Source organism: Methanococcoides alaskense (assembly GCF_027594145.1).
In the GTDB taxonomy this organism is placed as follows: Archaea; Halobacteriota; Methanosarcinia; order Methanosarcinales; family Methanosarcinaceae; genus Methanococcoides; species Methanococcoides alaskense.
Map to the genome: position 1 here is coordinate 363,853 of NZ_JAQFFK010000001.1, position 16,132 is coordinate 379,984.

Annotated in this window: 11 protein-coding genes and 1 pseudogene; 10 read left to right on the top strand and 2 right to left on the bottom strand. The window is 41.8% G+C overall.

The genetic code is table 11. The features are described from left to right. Positions 1 to 205: 205 nt before the first annotated feature. The 3 genes and pseudogenes from tnpB (at position 206) to PBV53_RS01805 (ending at position 6,061) form a co-directional block, all read left to right on the top strand. Positions 206 to 1,316 (top strand): annotated as a pseudogene (gene tnpB / locus PBV53_RS01795) (IS200/IS605 family element RNA-guided endonuclease TnpB). A gap of 578 nt (positions 1,317 to 1,894) precedes the next feature. Beyond that, positions 1,895 to 4,720 (top strand): DEAD/DEAH box helicase, encoded by a 2,826-nt coding sequence (locus PBV53_RS01800; RefSeq protein WP_270095469.1) that lies wholly within the window; start codon positions 1,895 to 1,897, stop codon positions 4,718 to 4,720. Positions 4,721 to 5,410: 690 nt separating this feature from the next. Next, the gene (locus PBV53_RS01805) at positions 5,411 to 6,061 is read left to right on the top strand and encodes a hypothetical protein (RefSeq protein WP_270095470.1); all 651 of its coding nucleotides are present in this window, start codon (positions 5,411 to 5,413) and stop codon (positions 6,059 to 6,061) included. A 304-nt stretch (positions 6,062 to 6,365) separates the two neighbouring features. Here PBV53_RS01805 and PBV53_RS01810 read toward each other — a convergent pair whose 3' ends face one another. Continuing rightward, entirely contained in the window at positions 6,366 to 7,046 is a 681-nt protein-coding gene (locus PBV53_RS01810; RefSeq protein WP_270095471.1) for a DUF169 domain-containing protein, read from the bottom strand. Positions 7,047 to 7,609: 563 nt separating this feature from the next. Between PBV53_RS01810 and PBV53_RS01815 the strand changes: the two genes are divergently transcribed. Further along, positions 7,610 to 8,863, top strand: a complete 1,254-nt coding sequence (locus PBV53_RS01815; RefSeq protein ID WP_270095472.1) for a P-loop NTPase fold protein — start codon at positions 7,610 to 7,612, stop codon at positions 8,861 to 8,863. Further along, positions 8,856 to 10,094 carry a tetratricopeptide repeat protein gene (locus tag PBV53_RS01820; protein WP_270095473.1) on the top strand — a complete coding sequence of 413 codons (1,239 nt, stop codon included), beginning with the start codon at positions 8,856 to 8,858 and terminating at the stop codon, positions 10,092 to 10,094. Before PBV53_RS01815 ends, PBV53_RS01820 begins: the two co-directional genes overlap by 8 nt. A 152-nt stretch (positions 10,095 to 10,246) precedes the next feature. Here the strand turns inward: PBV53_RS01820 and PBV53_RS01825 are convergent, their stop codons facing one another. Then, positions 10,247 to 11,008: a DUF169 domain-containing protein gene (locus PBV53_RS01825; protein ID WP_270095474.1), complete on the bottom strand. Its 762-nt coding sequence runs from the start codon at positions 11,006 to 11,008 to the stop codon at positions 10,247 to 10,249. 118 nt (positions 11,009 to 11,126) lie between these two features. On the opposite strand from PBV53_RS01825, the gene PBV53_RS01830 reads away from it, so the two are divergent. The 5 genes from PBV53_RS01830 (at position 11,127) to PBV53_RS01850 (ending at position 16,123) form a co-directional block, all read left to right on the top strand. Continuing rightward, on the top strand, positions 11,127 to 11,588 hold the full coding sequence (locus tag PBV53_RS01830) for a NifB/NifX family molybdenum-iron cluster-binding protein (protein WP_270095475.1): 462 nt from the start codon (positions 11,127 to 11,129) through the stop codon (positions 11,586 to 11,588). Between the two features lie 23 nt (positions 11,589 to 11,611). Continuing rightward, positions 11,612 to 11,983, top strand: a complete 372-nt coding sequence (locus tag PBV53_RS01835) for a NifB/NifX family molybdenum-iron cluster-binding protein (protein WP_270095476.1) — start codon at positions 11,612 to 11,614, stop codon at positions 11,981 to 11,983. A 35-nt stretch (positions 11,984 to 12,018) separates the two neighbouring features. Next, complete coding sequence (locus PBV53_RS01840; protein ID WP_270095477.1) at positions 12,019 to 13,938, top strand: Coenzyme F420 hydrogenase/dehydrogenase, beta subunit C-terminal domain; 1,920 nt, start codon at positions 12,019 to 12,021, stop codon at positions 13,936 to 13,938. A 66-nt stretch (positions 13,939 to 14,004) separates the two neighbouring features. Next, positions 14,005 to 15,240 (top strand): cation diffusion facilitator family transporter, encoded by a 1,236-nt coding sequence (locus PBV53_RS01845; RefSeq protein WP_270095478.1) that lies wholly within the window; start codon positions 14,005 to 14,007, stop codon positions 15,238 to 15,240. Positions 15,241 to 15,268: 28 nt separating this feature from the next. After that, entirely contained in the window at positions 15,269 to 16,123 is an 855-nt protein-coding gene (locus tag PBV53_RS01850; protein ID WP_270095479.1) for an ATP-binding protein, read from the top strand. Positions 16,124 to 16,132: the final 9 nt, after the last annotated feature.

A 16,132-nucleotide genomic window follows, 5' to 3' on the forward strand; every position in this document is an offset into this window, starting at 1 on the left:
AATGTGCCGAACATATGAGGATCCTGGAATTCCAGGTTGAATTTCGATCCTCATTCATTTACACATCCTCTTCTGCTCTTTCCTTAATTGTTTATCATAATAAGCAGAACACCCCGCGTAAGCTAGGGGATGAATGCGTACTGACATGATGATAACCGTTGTTTAACACACATCATGAGCAGTGTTAAGTTGTATGGGGACAAGTATGTTAAAGGCTTTCAAGTATAGAATATATCCTACAAAAGAACAGGAAGAGATGTTTTTTCAACATTTCGGTTCATGCAGGTTCATCTATAATTGGGCTTTGGATAACAAGATTAAATCTTATCAAACGGAGGGCAAGTCAACATCAAGGTTCACGTTGAACAAAATGTTGACCGAGTTAAAGGTAGAACATGAATGGTTGAAGGATGTAAATTCTCAATCGCTACAAGGTGCTACCCTTAATCTTGAAAATGCTTATACAAAGTTTTTCAGGGAAAAGACTGGATTTCCTAAATTTAAATCGAAGAAGAACCCTGTACAATCGTTTTCTGTACCACAATTCTATAAGGTGGACTTTGATGATAATAAAGTATATCTTCCAAAGATAGGGTTTGTCAAGACTATTTTACATCGTAAATTTACAGGTATCGGAAAGACTGCTACGGTTTCCAGAACATCTACTGGAAAATACTATCAGCATTCTTGTTGATGATGGTAAAGAAGTGCCTGTTAAATCCTCTTTCGATGAAAGTACAACAGTTGGCGTTGATGTGGGGATTAAGGATTTCGCTGTTATCTCCAATGGTGAAAAAGTCGAGAATCCTAAGTATCTTAAAAACTCTATGCAACGCCTGAATGTGCTACATCGAAGGATGAGCAAGAAACAAAAAGGTTCAAAGAATAGGACAAAAGCTAAACTTGCATTATCAAAACTCCATGAGAAAGTCAGCAACCAGAGAAATGATTTCCAACACAAACTCTCTTCTAAACTATTAAGCGAGAACCAAGCTATAGCGTTGGAAACATTGAATGTTGAAGGGATGATGAAAAATCACAACCTTGCTCAACATATTGCAGATGCTTCGTGGAGTTCCTTTGTATCCATGCTCGAATATAAGGCAGAATGGTGTGGAAAGACCGTTCTCCGCATCGGACAATTCGAACCATCAACTAAAATCTGTAACGTGTGCGGTCACTACAAAAATGACATGACACTTGCGGTTAGAGAATGGGAATGTCCCGAATGCAATTCGATTCATGATAGAGATATTAACGCCGCTATCAACATTAAGAAATTTGCACTTAATAAACAGAACTTAATTAGAATTTGAAGCACCTTCGGAACGAGGGGAAGAGCCTGTGAAGTTGCGTTCGATGGAACGAGCTATGAAACAGGAAGTTCCATGCGTAAGCGTGGAGTAGTTCACGTTAAATAGCATATATCAAGGAGGCAAATATTATGGATGGAATTACAGGATATTATGGCGGTCATATGGCTTCTGTAGAAATCCTCTAATAAACCAAACACACAATCTTGACATACCTGTCAAGAATGTCAAATTATGTACACTTGTGGAGTGTAACTGTTTATACCTGACATTTTAGTGTACGTTTGTCTGACTTCCAGAACTGCCACCACTTGTTAAGATTGCCTGATTGATCTATCATGAATTGTTACGAAAGGGCAAATACTATTAAGATTATTTCACAAATGTGTCTAAAATTGGCTCTGTAGAAACCTGCCAAAATCAACATCTATAAGCTGGAATTGGAATTATATTCCAACATAATATAACACATCCCATAATATTTTAAAATTGAATTATTGTCCGAATATCGAAGATCTCTACAGAATCCCTGTCCTGAGATTTTAAGTACCATCAAGTGTTGTTACGGATGGTTTTCATTAATGGATATGTCAGGAATTATCAAGATTATCAGTTCTTCACGTGGCTATGAAGGTCAGATCGTTCACGTAGAGAATATTTTGCCACGGGATGCGGAATTTGGTTCGGTCGAACTTAAACCTTTGATACAATATGCTCTTGCTGAGAAGGGGATCAAAGAACTTTATACTCATCAGGCTGATGCTATAAAGGAGGTGCTGGACGGTAAGGATGTCGTGCTTTCCACCAGTACTGCCAGCGGGAAATCGTTGTGCTATATGCTTCCTATCTTTGAGACATTGATGGAGGATCCTAATGCCACTGCCCTTTATATTTCTCCTTTGAACGCTCTTGTGAACGACCAGCTTGAGAGCTTTGAGAAGTTCAGGGATTCCATGGGACTTGACCTCAATATTAACAAGTTCATCGGAACAATGCCCCCTGAGGAGAAATCCGCAGTGAAGTATGGGAATCCGCGTATCCTTTTTACAAATCCTGAAATGGTGCATCTGAGCTTTTTGCAGTGGAAGCAGCAGTGGAAGAAGTTCCTGTCGAACCTTAAATATATAGTTCTTGATGAGAGCCATACGTATAGCGGTGTTACAGGTATCAATATGGCCAACCTTTTGAGGAGGCTTAACCGCATTTGTGACCATTATGGTTCAAGTCCGCAGTATATTTGCTGTACTGCGACAATTGGAAACCCAATGGAACATACTTCGGCCTTGATAGGCAGGGATGTTACTTTGATAGATAATGACGGTTCCGGCAGAGGTGCTCAAAAGTTCATGTTCTGGAACCCGCCTCTTTATTCCCGCTCAAAGAACTTCACTGTTAGAAAGGCAAGCTTTGGTGATACTGTCAATATCTTCACGACCTTTGTCCAGAACGATCTTCAGACCATTGTCTTTACCAGGGCAAGGCAGAAGGTCGAAAAGATGTTCGTGGAGGCCAGGAACCAGCTTGAAAGCAGGGGTGTCCAAAAGACCATAAGCTCTTACAGAGGCGGTTATTATGGCGATGAGCGTGAGGCCATCGAGAAGGGCTTGTCAAGAGGCGAGATAGCAGGTGTGATCTCGACCACGGCCCTTGAACTTGGTATTGATATCGGGGGTTTGGATGCCTGTGTTATCGATGGATTTCCGGGCACTCTGATGAGTGCGAGACAGCAGGCAGGCCGTGCGGGTAGGGGCAGCAGTGAGAGCATTGTTGTTCTGGTTGCAGATTCTAATGCTCTTGATCAGTATTATATGAGAAATCCGGGAGAGTTCTTTGTTAAGGAGTGCGAGCGTGCTGTTATCAATGTCTCGAATAGGAACATTCAGGCCGACCATTTGCTCTGTGCAGCAAAGGAGCTGCCTTTAAGGGATGAGGATGAGCGGTATTTCGGTAAGGAGTTCAAACGAATAGTCGCTGCTCTTGAGGAAGAAGGTTTACTTGAAGGCGGTTTTGAGAAGCGTTCCCTGGATGGCGGGACGCATATGCGTGTCCATATCAGAGGCACTGAGAGCAATGGTTATACTATCTTTGAGAAAGGTTCCCGCAAGCCCCTTGAGAAGGATATCGACAGGTTGCGTGCTTATCGTGAGGGCTTTAAAGGTGCGATCTACATCAACAAGGGTACTCCATATTGTGTGACGAAACTGGACCATGAGAAACGCATAATTCAAGTCGAGAAGGCGAGGGATGCGTATTATACCAGGGCCCAGGTAACTTCTGATATTGCTGTCCGTGACGTCATCGATAGCAAACCTCTTTCTACCTTTGATGGGGTCAGTGTTGGTTTCGGCTATGTGGAGGTCATTCAGCAGGTGACAGGATACAGGAAGCTCCAGCTTCGTTCAGAAAATGAGCTTGGAAGGTTCGAGCTTGATATGCCGGAGTTCAGCCTTGAGACCGAAGCTCTCTGGCTTGAGCTGCCTGATGGGCTTGTGGGGCTTGTGGAAGAGCACGACAGGGATTTCAATGGCGGGATCCATGCCATCGAGCATGCTCTGATCGCTATGTATCCATTGCATCTGCTGGCTGACCGTAATGATGTGGGCGGTGTTTCAACTCCGGAGCATGGAGATATAGGCAATAGGAGCGGTATTTTCATCTATGATGGTCATGCCGGTGGCGTGGGTTATGCTGAAGCCGGTTATGCAAAGATAGATGAGATGCTTGAGGTAACGTTGAAGGCCATAGAGGGCTGTCCGTGCAAGGGTGGCTGTCCTTCGTGTATCCAGTCCCCTAAATGCGGCAATAATAATGAGCCTCTGGACAAGGATGCTGCGATCATGATCCTCAGGAAGATGCTTGGCAAGCCTGCGTATATCCCTCAGAGGGTCCATCTGTCCGAGGTTGCAAAACAGAGGAGCAGTGCTGTCTCAGGTAGTGGAATTTCCAGACCTGCCAAGGCCGGTGATAGTCCTGCCGAGGCCTTGAACAGGGCAAAGAGGAAGCTTAAGAAGCAGGGTTCAGGCAGCGCTGGCGAGTGGGTAAAACTGGGAATTGCTGCCGGCAGGGATGAAAAGGACCATAAGAAGGCCTGTTATTGCTTTGATAAGGCTTTACAGCTGGAACCGGACAATGTCACTGCTCTGTTCAATAAAGGCATCACATATATTCAGATGAAGATGTATCCTCTGGCTTTGGAGTGCTTTAACCGATTGCTGAACATCGGTTACAGGGACAATGTCAAGGTATGGAAGTGTAAAGGGGATTGCTTACGCATGCTCGATAACCGTGCAGGTGCTATTGAATGTTATAATGAGGCATTGAGATTGAAGCCCGATGATGTTAAGATCAAGCAGGCACGGGATAGTTTGAGGGCAATGGATAGGGCTTTGTATCCTGATGATCTGTGAGACCTCTATCTCACATCATCTATTTTTTCGATTTTAAATCAAAATCAATAGTGATAATTATTATTATTTTCAACAAGTAATCGATGAAAGTTTAGTTTTAATATTTCATTATTTGTTCCATAAGTTGAAGATCGTATTGACAGAGTCCTCATCCCTCGCATGCAATGTGGAATATCAAATTGATATCCGGAAAAATGGGGATGGATGAAGGTACTTTGACAGTTCATTTTGTAAACAATTATTGGTAAATATTATGTTAGTTACGTTTTTATATGTTGTCTGCTTTCAAATTTGTTAATGTTTGACAATGTTATCGAAGATTTCAAAACTATAAAAGAATATGTCCAACCGACTATAGTTTTTCTTTTGTTATCCTTGTTTATAAGTTTCCCGTTGTTTTATATTAGCCAATCTCTGATATTTGAAGCATTTTACATATTCGTTCCATATATAGTGTGCCTTATATCGGTATCGATTTCTTATCATTATTTTTTTAAAGAAGATTGGAAAACGAGGACTAGTGGTAGAATTCTGTTTTTTTATCTAGTTTTGCAACATATGGCCTTTTTCTTTCTTTTTGGATTCATAAATTCCATTTTTGGAATTGCCTTTGTGAACGATCCATCATTTGTCAATCTGACAATAATAACTTTCATCATAAGTTGTACGTTTTTATATTTAGAGTATGAGTTGACAACATTCCCCCCATTTATGTTTTCATATGGGCTTTTTCGATCGTTAGCTGGGGATGCCTTTATTTTTGAAAAGGAGATTGGAAACGAAGGTGAGTATAAGTCTTTGTTGCATTTTTTATCAAGAAAACGATATGTTACACACGATGGGTCCGATATAATTTATGAGAATACTACCGGCATACCAACCTACTTTTTACGTTATGATCCAGAGAAAAGTACCGTTGAATTAAAGGTTTCTAAGAAAAGAGGGTTTGCTTTTGTTGTTAGTGATGAGGTTGAAAATGTGAAAAATGTCTTTGAATCATTTGGATTTAAATTCAAAGGTAACGGGAAAATTGATAACAAAATGTTCCAATCTGAATATGATTACCCTAAATTTTCACAATCGAAAGGTCTTCTGATGGTTTGGTTACTGTTAACGTTAACTGCTATACCGCTAAGCAAAATGATAGCGGGTGGTGATTACTCTTCAATAAATTCGTTGTCATCGAGCGCAAATGCATATTATATTGTAATTAATGCATTTTTAAAAGAAAATGTATTGGTCACACTGGCAGTTGGTAGTTTATTCACACTATTAATCAGTAACACTGGCTGGCTGAAAGCTCACTTAAAAGATATTCCCGAATACTTTAGAAAATTATAACCTCATCTGTTGACATTGACATAAATCTGCAATGACGTTTTTATTATTTTACTATTTTGTTTTTAGGTTTTAAGTACTTCAAACTCTATACCAACTGTTAACGGTGTTAAAATTGGAAAATAGATTACTATCACAAAAGATACTAATTCCAAAATTTGTCCACACTGCTGGTGGTCTGCTAATCAAGGACGTTAAGCTCCTGGCAGCGAGTGAGTGGACGGATAGCAATGTTCAAACTCCACTCATCTGATAAATTATATCTCATCTGAATGATGCAATAAAAAGAAATTCAAAGATACTCGTATCAGAGCATCTCATTAACTGCTTCCAGAAGGTCGTGGGCTCTCTCCACAGGGATTCCTATTATCATCTCGTCTTCTGCGACGTTTGCGAACTTTCTGCTGCCACCGCATCCAAGGGTTACGCTGATCTTTCCTTCCTTGTATGGTCTTACAACACCATCAGCACAAATACTCTGGATTCCTGCAAAGCTTGTTTCTACTCTGCCACCGTGCTTGTAAATAAGTGCCTGTGAAAGCTGCATTACCTGCTTTGGTGTAGTGATTATTACAATTACATCAGGAGCAAATGTTGCACTCTCGAGAGGGCCATAAACAGCAGCCTTTATGGAATTAGGCTCTAATCTAGTAACACTTTCCATTGTGCGTCTTGCTGCATTGATAGTGTCGAAACGGTTAAGATTTAAATAGGTTTGACCGGTAGCTAACTTGGTTGGCATTTCATTAAGTCCCATCATTGCGGAACCGCCTTTACATGCCTGCTCATCTGCGGTTGCATAGAACTCCCTGCCGGTCTTTCTGACCATGTCTACCATCTGACAGTGTCTTGTAGTCTCATCAAGCTTCTCAATACCTTCAGGAATATCACGTCCTTTCTGAATAAGTGAAACTGCAACAGGCTTTGTCTTAAGGTTGAGTTTTTCTGTGAGTATCTTACCGAATTCATTTAGCTCTTTGAGATCCATATTGATTCACTCCATATTTTCATATATTTATGATCTGAACTGTATCTGTTTAACGGTTCAGTAGGTTTTTCACGGTTATGGTCTAAATGTACACAACTGCTTATATTTAAGCATATCTATAAATGGTTAGCACTGTTCACTGCTAACAGTTGTGCTTATTGTGGTTAAAAAAAGAATGAAAATGAGATTGAAATGAGCATAAATCAGATGGGATTAGAAAACTCCTATCCTGATAAAATACTTACTTCTCAGAAAAACTACAAGAGGAACAACTTGAATCAAATACAAGAAAAGTCTTGAGAAAGATTCAGGAAGCAAATGAGATAAAAGTTAAAAGCTTGTTGATATTAATACAATGTTTTTTATGTTTGCTAAAGACAGTAAGAAAATAAAGGGTATTATAGAGTTTTTAACGGTCAGAATCGTTCCCAATCGGAAAGGATATATTGTTGTTTGGATTATGTCATATGTCCTTAGTTTAGTTTGTATTTTGATTGATTTAAACAAAACTAGGAGCACATATATTAATTTTGAATGTATAAATTGGTTGCAGGAGATACAATATGCCAGAAGAAATAGCTGAAGAATTCATTGTTGCTGATAATCTGGATTTTGCATGGAGCAATTTCGATCCGTTCTATACTTTACCGGCAAAGTCCCCTTTCCATGTAGAACGTGAAGGCAAACCTTTGTACCGATTGATCAGGGCTCTTTTGCGTCAGCATAAACAATCTCCAAAATACTTTTATAGCGGTCATAGAGGATGCGGCAAGTCAACGGAACTAAATATACTTGCTGAGAATGAGGACATAAAAGAAAAATTCTTTGTTGTGAAGTACTCGATGAAAGAGGTCTGCGATGTACAAAATCTTAACTATATTGATGTGCTTTTTTCTATCGGTGCACAACTGTTTATTCAGTATACAGATGCGGGAAATGAGTTGAAGCCTGAGCTTATAAAAGAACTTGAGGCTTGGCAAAGCAGTGTAATTGAGCAAATAAATGAAGAAGGAAAAGTCAATGAAACCTCACTTGAAGGAGGTATCAAAACATTCTTCGTTTCCATTATGGGGAAAATCAAATCTGAGCAATCTACGAGGAAGATTATCCGCCAAACAATAGAACCCAGACTTTCTGATCTTATCGCTAAGATAAATATGATCATTGCAAATATCGAAGGTCAGGAAAATAAGAAAGTCCTTGTCCTAATCGATGATTTGGATAAACCTCGTTTGGAAGAAGCAGAAACAATTTTTTACGATAACCAGACGGCAATAACCCAGCCGTTATGCTATATCGTCTATACGGTACCTATTGCCATATTCTTCTCCCAGAAGTCTGTAGCGGTAAGGGATACCAATTTCTGCCTCCCTAATATCAAGTTACATTATAAAAATAAGAGAGATGAACTGTATGATTCTGGTTATGAACTGATGAAAAAGTTTGTTCATAAAAGAATGAACGAAGATCTAATCGAACTCGATGCACTGGAACTTGCCATTAAAACAGGTGCAGGTGTGTTTAGAGAAACTGCACGTGTAATGCAGATTGCAATTGATAGTGCAATAGAAAATGGCAGAACCATTATAAAAACAGAAGATGTGGAAAGGGCTGCCAGTGAAATAAGAAGTGATTTTAAACGTATTCTTGAATCAAAAGACTACTACACACTCAAAGAAATATACAAGAATAACGATCTTCAAGGAATAGAAAAAATAGCTCACCTATTGCATAATCTTAGCGTCCTTGAATATGTGAATGGTGAAAACTGGTGTGATGTACACCCCACACTCGAAGAGATTCTATTGCATGACTGAATCAGAAGACACCCGGATCTTACGGCTCTGCAATTATCTTGGTCGTTCACATAAGTATAACAAAGCTTCGATTCTTTTTGCACTGTATCTGAGTGAATTTTTGCGTGATGATGTAGAGGAATCTATTAAAAGAATACTGAAAGAACAGGGCCTTAATGTTGTCATCGTTGATGCGGGAGAAAATAAGGACCTACCTTTATATTTTTCATTAACTGACTCCAAAAACATTATTTTTTTCGTACACAACCTCGAAAAGGGATTTCCTGAAACCATCCAGTACCTGAACTTTAAACGGGAAGAACTTGTCGAGCACCATGTCAAAGTTGTGTTCTGGACAACCGAAGAAGAGCTCTCACGCATCAGTGTTGAAGCACCAGACTTCTTCGCATTCAGAAATCGCGTGGTGGAGTTCATGGAAGTGCCTGAAGAAAGAAAGTTCAGACCTGGTCTCGTTGAATTTGCATTGGAAACCGAGTATCGGTCCTTGGATGAGATTAAACACAACATCCAGCTAAAAGAATCACTTCTGTCTGATCTCTCCACAGATACAGAAATAAGCGGGTATTTATTCGCTTCACTTGGAACCTTGTACAATCAGATTGGAGATTATAAGAAATCCATTGATTGCAGTGAAAAGGCATTGAAGATATCTAAAGAAATGGAAAACAAACATGGGGAGGCTGCTAATCTCGGAAACCTCGGTATCGCTTACAGTGATCTTGGGCAGGTTGAGAAAGCGATTGAGTACCATGAGCAGGCACTTGTGATTTCACGTGAGATCGGGGACAGATCCGGGGAAGGTGCTGATCTCGGAAACCTCGGTATCGCTTACCATGCTCTTGGTCAGGTTGAGAAAGCGATTGAGTACCATGAGCAGGCACTTGTGATTTCACGTGAGATCGGAGACCGGCGCGAGGAAGGCATTTGGATTGGAAACCTCGGTATCGCTTACAGTGATCTTGGGCAGGTTGAGAAAGCGATTGAGTACTATGAGCAGGCACTTGTGATTTCACGTGAGACCGGAAACCGGAGCGGTGAAGGTAATAATCTCGGAAATCTCGGGCTCGCTTACAGTAATCTTGGTAAGGTTGAGAAAGCCATTGAGTATCTTGAAAAAGCACTTGAGATAGGCACAGAAATAAAAGAACCACGAATAACTAATTTTTGTGAACAACTACTAAATTCGCTGAAAATTTTAGATGATTTAAACTCGATTGAAAGAAAGTCATAAAGAATTATATGGAATGGCCAGATTAAACTTGTTAAATCAAGTAGCATCAAACACTTCTATTTTTGAGCAAAAGAAAATAAAGGAAATATTAAAGCATTTGATATCCCTGTAGAGAAAATACATATTCTACAGGGTATCATCATGCTTGATGATTATGATCTCATCCAGTCATTCCAGGTTCCTGCCTTCATTTCCAGTATATTAGTAATGTCCTCAAGCTGTTCTTCAGGAATACCGATAACCATCTCATCGTCCTTGAGTCCTGCATTCTTGGCAGCGCCATCACAACCAATAGAGATGTTGACCTCTCCGGTGGTGTATGGTGAACCGGTAGCATCGGCACATGTGGACTGGATTCCTGCAAAGTTTGCAGTCATACGACCACCACGTCTATAGATCACTGAATGTGCGATCCTTCTGGCTACAAGGGTGTTTCCGATCACGATAATAACATCAGGTCTTGTTGGTGTATTGTCCAGAGGAGCAACGATCGTTGCAACGGTCGATCCGGGGGCAGGTCTTGGCATGTTGTCTACAACACGCTTAGCAACACTCAGGGATATTTCCTTTCCAAGTTTATCGAAATACAATTCCCCACTTTTGATCTTGTCAGGGTAGTCCTGTAATCCTATGGCTGCAGCACCACCTTTGCAGGCATGCTCATCCATGGTAGCAAAAGTGACTTTATCATCGAACCTGGCATCCTGAAGCATCTGGCAGTATCTTCTTGGGATCTCTATCTTTTGTAGGTCATCCGGAATATCGATTTCCCTTTTTAATAATGATATTGCTACTGGTTTCCCTTTAAGCTCCAGTGTCTCAATAAGCTTCTCACTAATTTTTGTATAATCCATGTTATTACCTCTGGAATTTGTACCTGTATTGGGGATGAAAGTTAATTTATCTCTGTTCATTGCATATCCCCTAATATCTCATATGGGAGTAAATATATAAGCATTGTGAGAAACTTTTATATACATCCCCTCATGTGAGTATTATATAATAACAAATAACTATGAATGAGGGAATTATATGAAGATATGTGTAACAGCCACAGATAAAAATATTAGTGCAGCAGTGGATCTACGTTTTGGAAGATGCCCCTACTTTATCCTCGTAGATTCGGAAACTATGGAATTCAAAGCAGTTGACAACCCGGCAGCTTCAGCGTCAGGCGGAGCAGGTATACAGGCTGCTCAGAACATTTCTGACAAAGGGATCGATATCCTCCTTACCGGTAGCATCGGTCCTAACGCCTTCCCGATCCTTTCTGCAGCCGGAATTCGGGTAATGACAGGAGCCAGTGGTTCAGTTACAGATGCGATCAGTCAGTACAAAGAAGGTCAATTGCAGGAAACTGGTGGCCCAACAGCACAGGCACATGCATCCATAGCTCCACCTGGCAGAGGAGTGGGTGGACGCAGATCAGGCGGCTCCGGCAGAGGCATGGGAGGCGGCGGTGGAGCTGGCAGAGGCGGAGGAATGAATCGTTAAATTCAGGACTATGGGGTGATAAGATGAAAATATGTGTACCTTCAAGTAGTAAAGGCGGACTCGATGATCTCGTTGGCCAGCATTTTGGCAGGGTCCCGACCTACACCATAAAAGACACTGAAACGAATGAGATTAGAACGATTGAAAATAAAAGTGAACATATGGGAGGAGTGGGCCTTCCTCCAGAACTCCTGTCACAGGAAGGAATTGATGTCATGCTTTGTGGGGGACTTGGGGACAAGGCTGTACAGCAGTTCGAACAGTTTGGTATACAAGTATATGTTGGTGCCAAAGGAACAGTTGAAGAGACTATAATGGAATGGGAAGCCGGCAAGCTCCCAAAGGCCACGAGTGAAAATGCCTGCCAGACCCACGAACACCATCACCAACACTGAAAATAACCCGTAAAAACTAAAACGAGATGAGACCAATGTCAGAAGAATATAAATGGTTCTTAAAAGATGCAGTTGTCGATACCGGAATGTGTACCTTATGCGGTGCCTGCGCTGCGGTTTGCCCCTATGAGATAATCGAATTCGATGAGAACGGACCAAAATTAAAGGAAGAATGCTACAGGAACGGAGAAGGCGCCTGTAAGGATGTTTGCCAGCGCGTTATGACAGATGCAGCCCGTATCTCAATGAACGTGTTCAATTTCAAGTCATTGCCTCCGACATCTATCGGTCAGTACCAGAAGATAGTTTCTGCAAGGGCTACAGCTCCGTCAATAGCTGAAAATGGCCAGGATGGCGGAGCGGTGACCGCGCTTCTGGGATACTGCTTTGACAATGGTCTCATCGATGGTGCTGTTACCACTGCAGGTTTTACAAAACCGGATTCCTGCATTATTACAAGCAAAGAAGAACTTATGGACACCCAAGGTGCCAAATATTCAGCAGTTCCTGTGATGGCTGCACTACGCCAGAGCAAAGATGAACTGAAAAATGTTGCAATGGTAGGTGTTCCATGCCAGACATACGGAACCAGAAGGACACAGTTCTTCACAGGTCTGAACGTCCACCCGATGGAAGTCGGAATGAATGGTGAAAAAGCTGACATTCCAAATATACCATATACGATCGGTCTGTTCTGCATGGAGAACTTTAACTACGAAAAGTTATCCGAGCACATGAAAAGTATAGGTATCGATCTGGACAAGATCAAAAAATATGCTATCAGACTTGATGTGATGATCGTAACTACCGATGACGGGGAAATTGAGATCTCCCTGAAGGACATCGCTGATTGTGTATGGGATGGATGCCGTATCTGCAGGGATGCTGTTTCCAAAGTTGCAGATATATCAGCAGGACATGTTGGCTCATCTACCGGATGGACCACTTTAATAGCCCGCAATGATAAGGGCCTGGAACTTCTTGAAGCAGCAGAAAAAGCTGGATACATAGAGACCGTCGATGATGTCGATATCAGTATGATAGAGGACTTTGCAGCTATCAAGATGAGAAAGTTCAACAAAGAGCTTGCTAAGCGTCTTGATGATGGAAAGAAGGTGAACTTCTACTGGGTACGCGATTATCCGGGTGTAAGACCAGAGGCAAATGGTACGAATTTCGTGAAGATAAAAACGAACTCCGGTATCGTACAGCATGATTACATTGCCAGGGTTGCTGAACTTGCAGAGAAGTACGGTGACGGTAGCCTTGAGCTTACCTCCAGAAAGAGCGTTGAGATACAGGGTATCAAAGGCGAAAATGTCGATAGCCTGATGGCCGATGTCTATGGCAGTGGTCTCAAGACCATTGGAATGGGTTATGCTAATGCCTGTCCGGGAATGGATTACTGTCCTGAGGGACTCGTTACTACTAAGGATCTTGCAAATGAACTCACAATGCAGTTCGCCCAAAAGCTCACACCCCACAAGATGAAGATCGGTGTGGCCGGATGTCCGAACAGCTGTGTAAGAGCAGAGAGCAATGACATTGGTATTGTAGGTCAGCTCCGTCCGAAGATCGATACGGAGAAATGTACAGGATGCGGAAGATGCAGTGAATTGTGCAAACTAAATGCTATCTCTGTGATCTCAGGAAAAGCTGTCATCGACAGGGACCTCTGCATCAACTGTGGATGGTGTGTCCGTGGTTGTCCACATGAAGCAGCTGTTGAAGACGAGAGAGGTTATTCTTTATGGATCGGCGGTAACGATGCAAGAAGACCAACAAATGGTGTTCTTCTGAAGGCATTCTGCACAAAAGAGGAGATCCCTGCCCTGATAGATAAGGTTGGTAAGACCTTTGTCAAATACCGAACCAAACCTGGAAAAGAAAGACTTGGTAACATCATTGCACTGGTAGGGGAAGGTCAGTTCATCAGTGAAGTTCTGAAAGAATAAGTGGAATGAAAGACCCCCTATGGGGGATCTTTTTTTCTTGCTTGTTTATTATTAGGTGAACCAAATATGGCTGTAAAAGAAAAACTCCGATTGGGTGTGAAGGCTTCAAAGAACTCTACCATTGCACTGGTTTTTCTTGCAGCAATAAAAGGTACGGTAGGGTTTTATTCAGGAAGCTCTTCTCTGATCGCAGATGCTATCCATACATCAATGGATATCTTTACATCTCTTGCAGTGTGGATAGGGCTAAAGCTAAGCTTGAAAAGTAGCGGGGAACAGTTCCATTATGGTTACTACAAAGCAGAGAACCTTGTGGCTCTTTTTGTCTCAGTACTTATTTTATTATCCGGGGTTGAACTTGTCCGTGGGGCCCTGAAAAGTATAAAGGACCCTATTGAGCTGGAACATCAGGGACTGGCGCTTGGAGCGGCGGTGTTCTCTGTAATTACTATCTATGCCCTTTCACAGTATAAGTTCAAAATAGGAAGACAGATAGGTTCACAGGCATTGATCGCAGATGCTACTCATTCGTATACAGATGTATTTAGTTCCATTATCGTTGTTGTTGCTATTACCGGTTCGATGTTTGGCATACACTGGCTTGACGGTGTCGGGGTTCTTGTTATATCGTTGATTATCTTCAAGCTTGGGATCACAACAGCAAAGGAATCCGCACTGACCCTGATGGATGCATGGCTAGACAATGATTCTCTCGAACGTATCCGACGTTCAGTGAACCATATTCCCGGTGTTAACAAGGTAGATGAGATCAGGCTCCGAAGATCAGGCCTTGTGGTATTTGGGGAGATGCAGGTAGAAAGTGCAGGAGAATACGACCTAAAGATCGTGGAAATGCTTTCCGTTGAGATAGAAGAAGCGGTTAAAAGTGAGATCCCAAATCTGGAACATATTTCAGTCGATGTAAAACCCGGAAAAATATCCGTGCTCAAAGTTGCGATTCCTGTAATGATACCGGAGGGATTGCAGTCGAAGCTATCCAGACATATCGGAAAAGCTCCCTATTATATTTTCATCGAGCTGAAAAACAACAAAATAATGAGCTGGGATATTGGTGAGAACCCTGCTGCTGATCTTGAGCGAAAAAGAGGTGTAAAGACAGCGGAGTACCTGGAAGAACAGGGTGTTAATATTGTCATCGTAAAAGATATCGGGGAAGGTCCATTCCACAAATTCCATGACAGCTTTATCAAACTATTAGAGATGCCGGATGATGTGGAGGATGTTGAAACACTTATTGGGAAGATCCCTGAGCTGAGAGTGATCACCGCTCCTACAGAGTAATATAATTTGAGAATTGGAGAACATGAAAATGAAAATTGCGATAGCAAGCGGAAAAGGTGGAACAGGCAAGACAACAGTTGCAGTAAATCTTGCACTTTCCCTAAAGAATGCACAACTGTTCGACTGTGATGTGGAAGAACCTAACTGCAATCTGTTCCTTGGGTATGATCTTGAGAAAGTCGAGGATGTAAATGTTCCGACACCTGTTGTTGATAAGAATAAGTGTGACCTTTGCGGCAAATGTTCTGAGTTTTGCCAGTTCAATGCCCTTGCCGTTTTGCCTGAAGATGTAATGATCTTCCCAACACTCTGCCATGGATGTGGTGGATGCACTATTGTATGTCCGAATGAAGCTATCAGCGAGGTGGACAGGAAAGTCGGAGTCATCGAAGGTTCGGTAAATGAAGAACTCGTGTTCTATAGGGGACTGTTGGATATAGGGGAACCCATGACATCACTTGTGATCAAGGCCCTGCAGGAGCATATCGATAAGAATGCGACTGCCATCATCGATGCACCTCCAGGTACTGCCTGCCCGGTCATTGCTTCAGTGAAAAATGTCGATTACTGCATCCTTGTGACCGAATCGACACCCTTTGGGTTCCATGACCTGAAGCTTGCTCTTGATGTTATGAAGATACTGGGAATACCTTTCGGCGTGGTGATAAATCGATGCGATATCGGTGACAACAGGGTGGAAGATCACTGTATTAAAGAGGGGATCCCGATCTTGATGAAGATCCCTTATGATAGGGAGATAGCAAAGTTGTATTCGCAGGGCATTCCCTTTGTTAATGAGATGCCGGAGTGGAAGGACAAATTTCTCAGGCTTTTCCGGGATGTTACTTTACTCTCTAAAATGAAGGATCGTCCTGAACAATGATCAAAGGAG

Excerpts from the sequence above, each read along its gene's own strand:
- PBV53_RS01815 (WP_270095472.1), top strand. The coding sequence starts at position 7,610 with ATGCCAGAAGAAATAGCTGAAGAATTCATTGTTGCTGATAATCTGGAT.
- PBV53_RS01845 (WP_270095478.1), top strand. The coding sequence starts at position 14,005 with ATGGCTGTAAAAGAAAAACTCCGATTGGGTGTGAAGGCTTCAAAGAAC.
- PBV53_RS01840 (WP_270095477.1), top strand. The coding sequence starts at position 12,019 with ATGTCAGAAGAATATAAATGGTTCTTAAAAGATGCAGTTGTCGATACC.
- PBV53_RS01850 (WP_270095479.1), top strand. The coding sequence starts at position 15,269 with ATGAAAATTGCGATAGCAAGCGGAAAAGGTGGAACAGGCAAGACAACA.
- PBV53_RS01810 (WP_270095471.1), bottom strand. The coding sequence starts at position 7,046 with ATGGATCTCAAAGAGCTAAATGAATTCGGTAAGATACTCACAGAAAAA.
- PBV53_RS01825 (WP_270095474.1), bottom strand. The coding sequence starts at position 11,008 with ATGAACAGAGATAAATTAACTTTCATCCCCAATACAGGTACAAATTCC.
- PBV53_RS01820 (WP_270095473.1), top strand. The coding sequence starts at position 8,856 with ATGACTGAATCAGAAGACACCCGGATCTTACGGCTCTGCAATTATCTT.
- PBV53_RS01835 (WP_270095476.1), top strand. The coding sequence starts at position 11,612 with ATGAAAATATGTGTACCTTCAAGTAGTAAAGGCGGACTCGATGATCTC.
- PBV53_RS01800 (WP_270095469.1), top strand. The coding sequence starts at position 1,895 with ATGGATATGTCAGGAATTATCAAGATTATCAGTTCTTCACGTGGCTAT.
- PBV53_RS01830 (WP_270095475.1), top strand. The coding sequence starts at position 11,127 with ATGAAGATATGTGTAACAGCCACAGATAAAAATATTAGTGCAGCAGTG.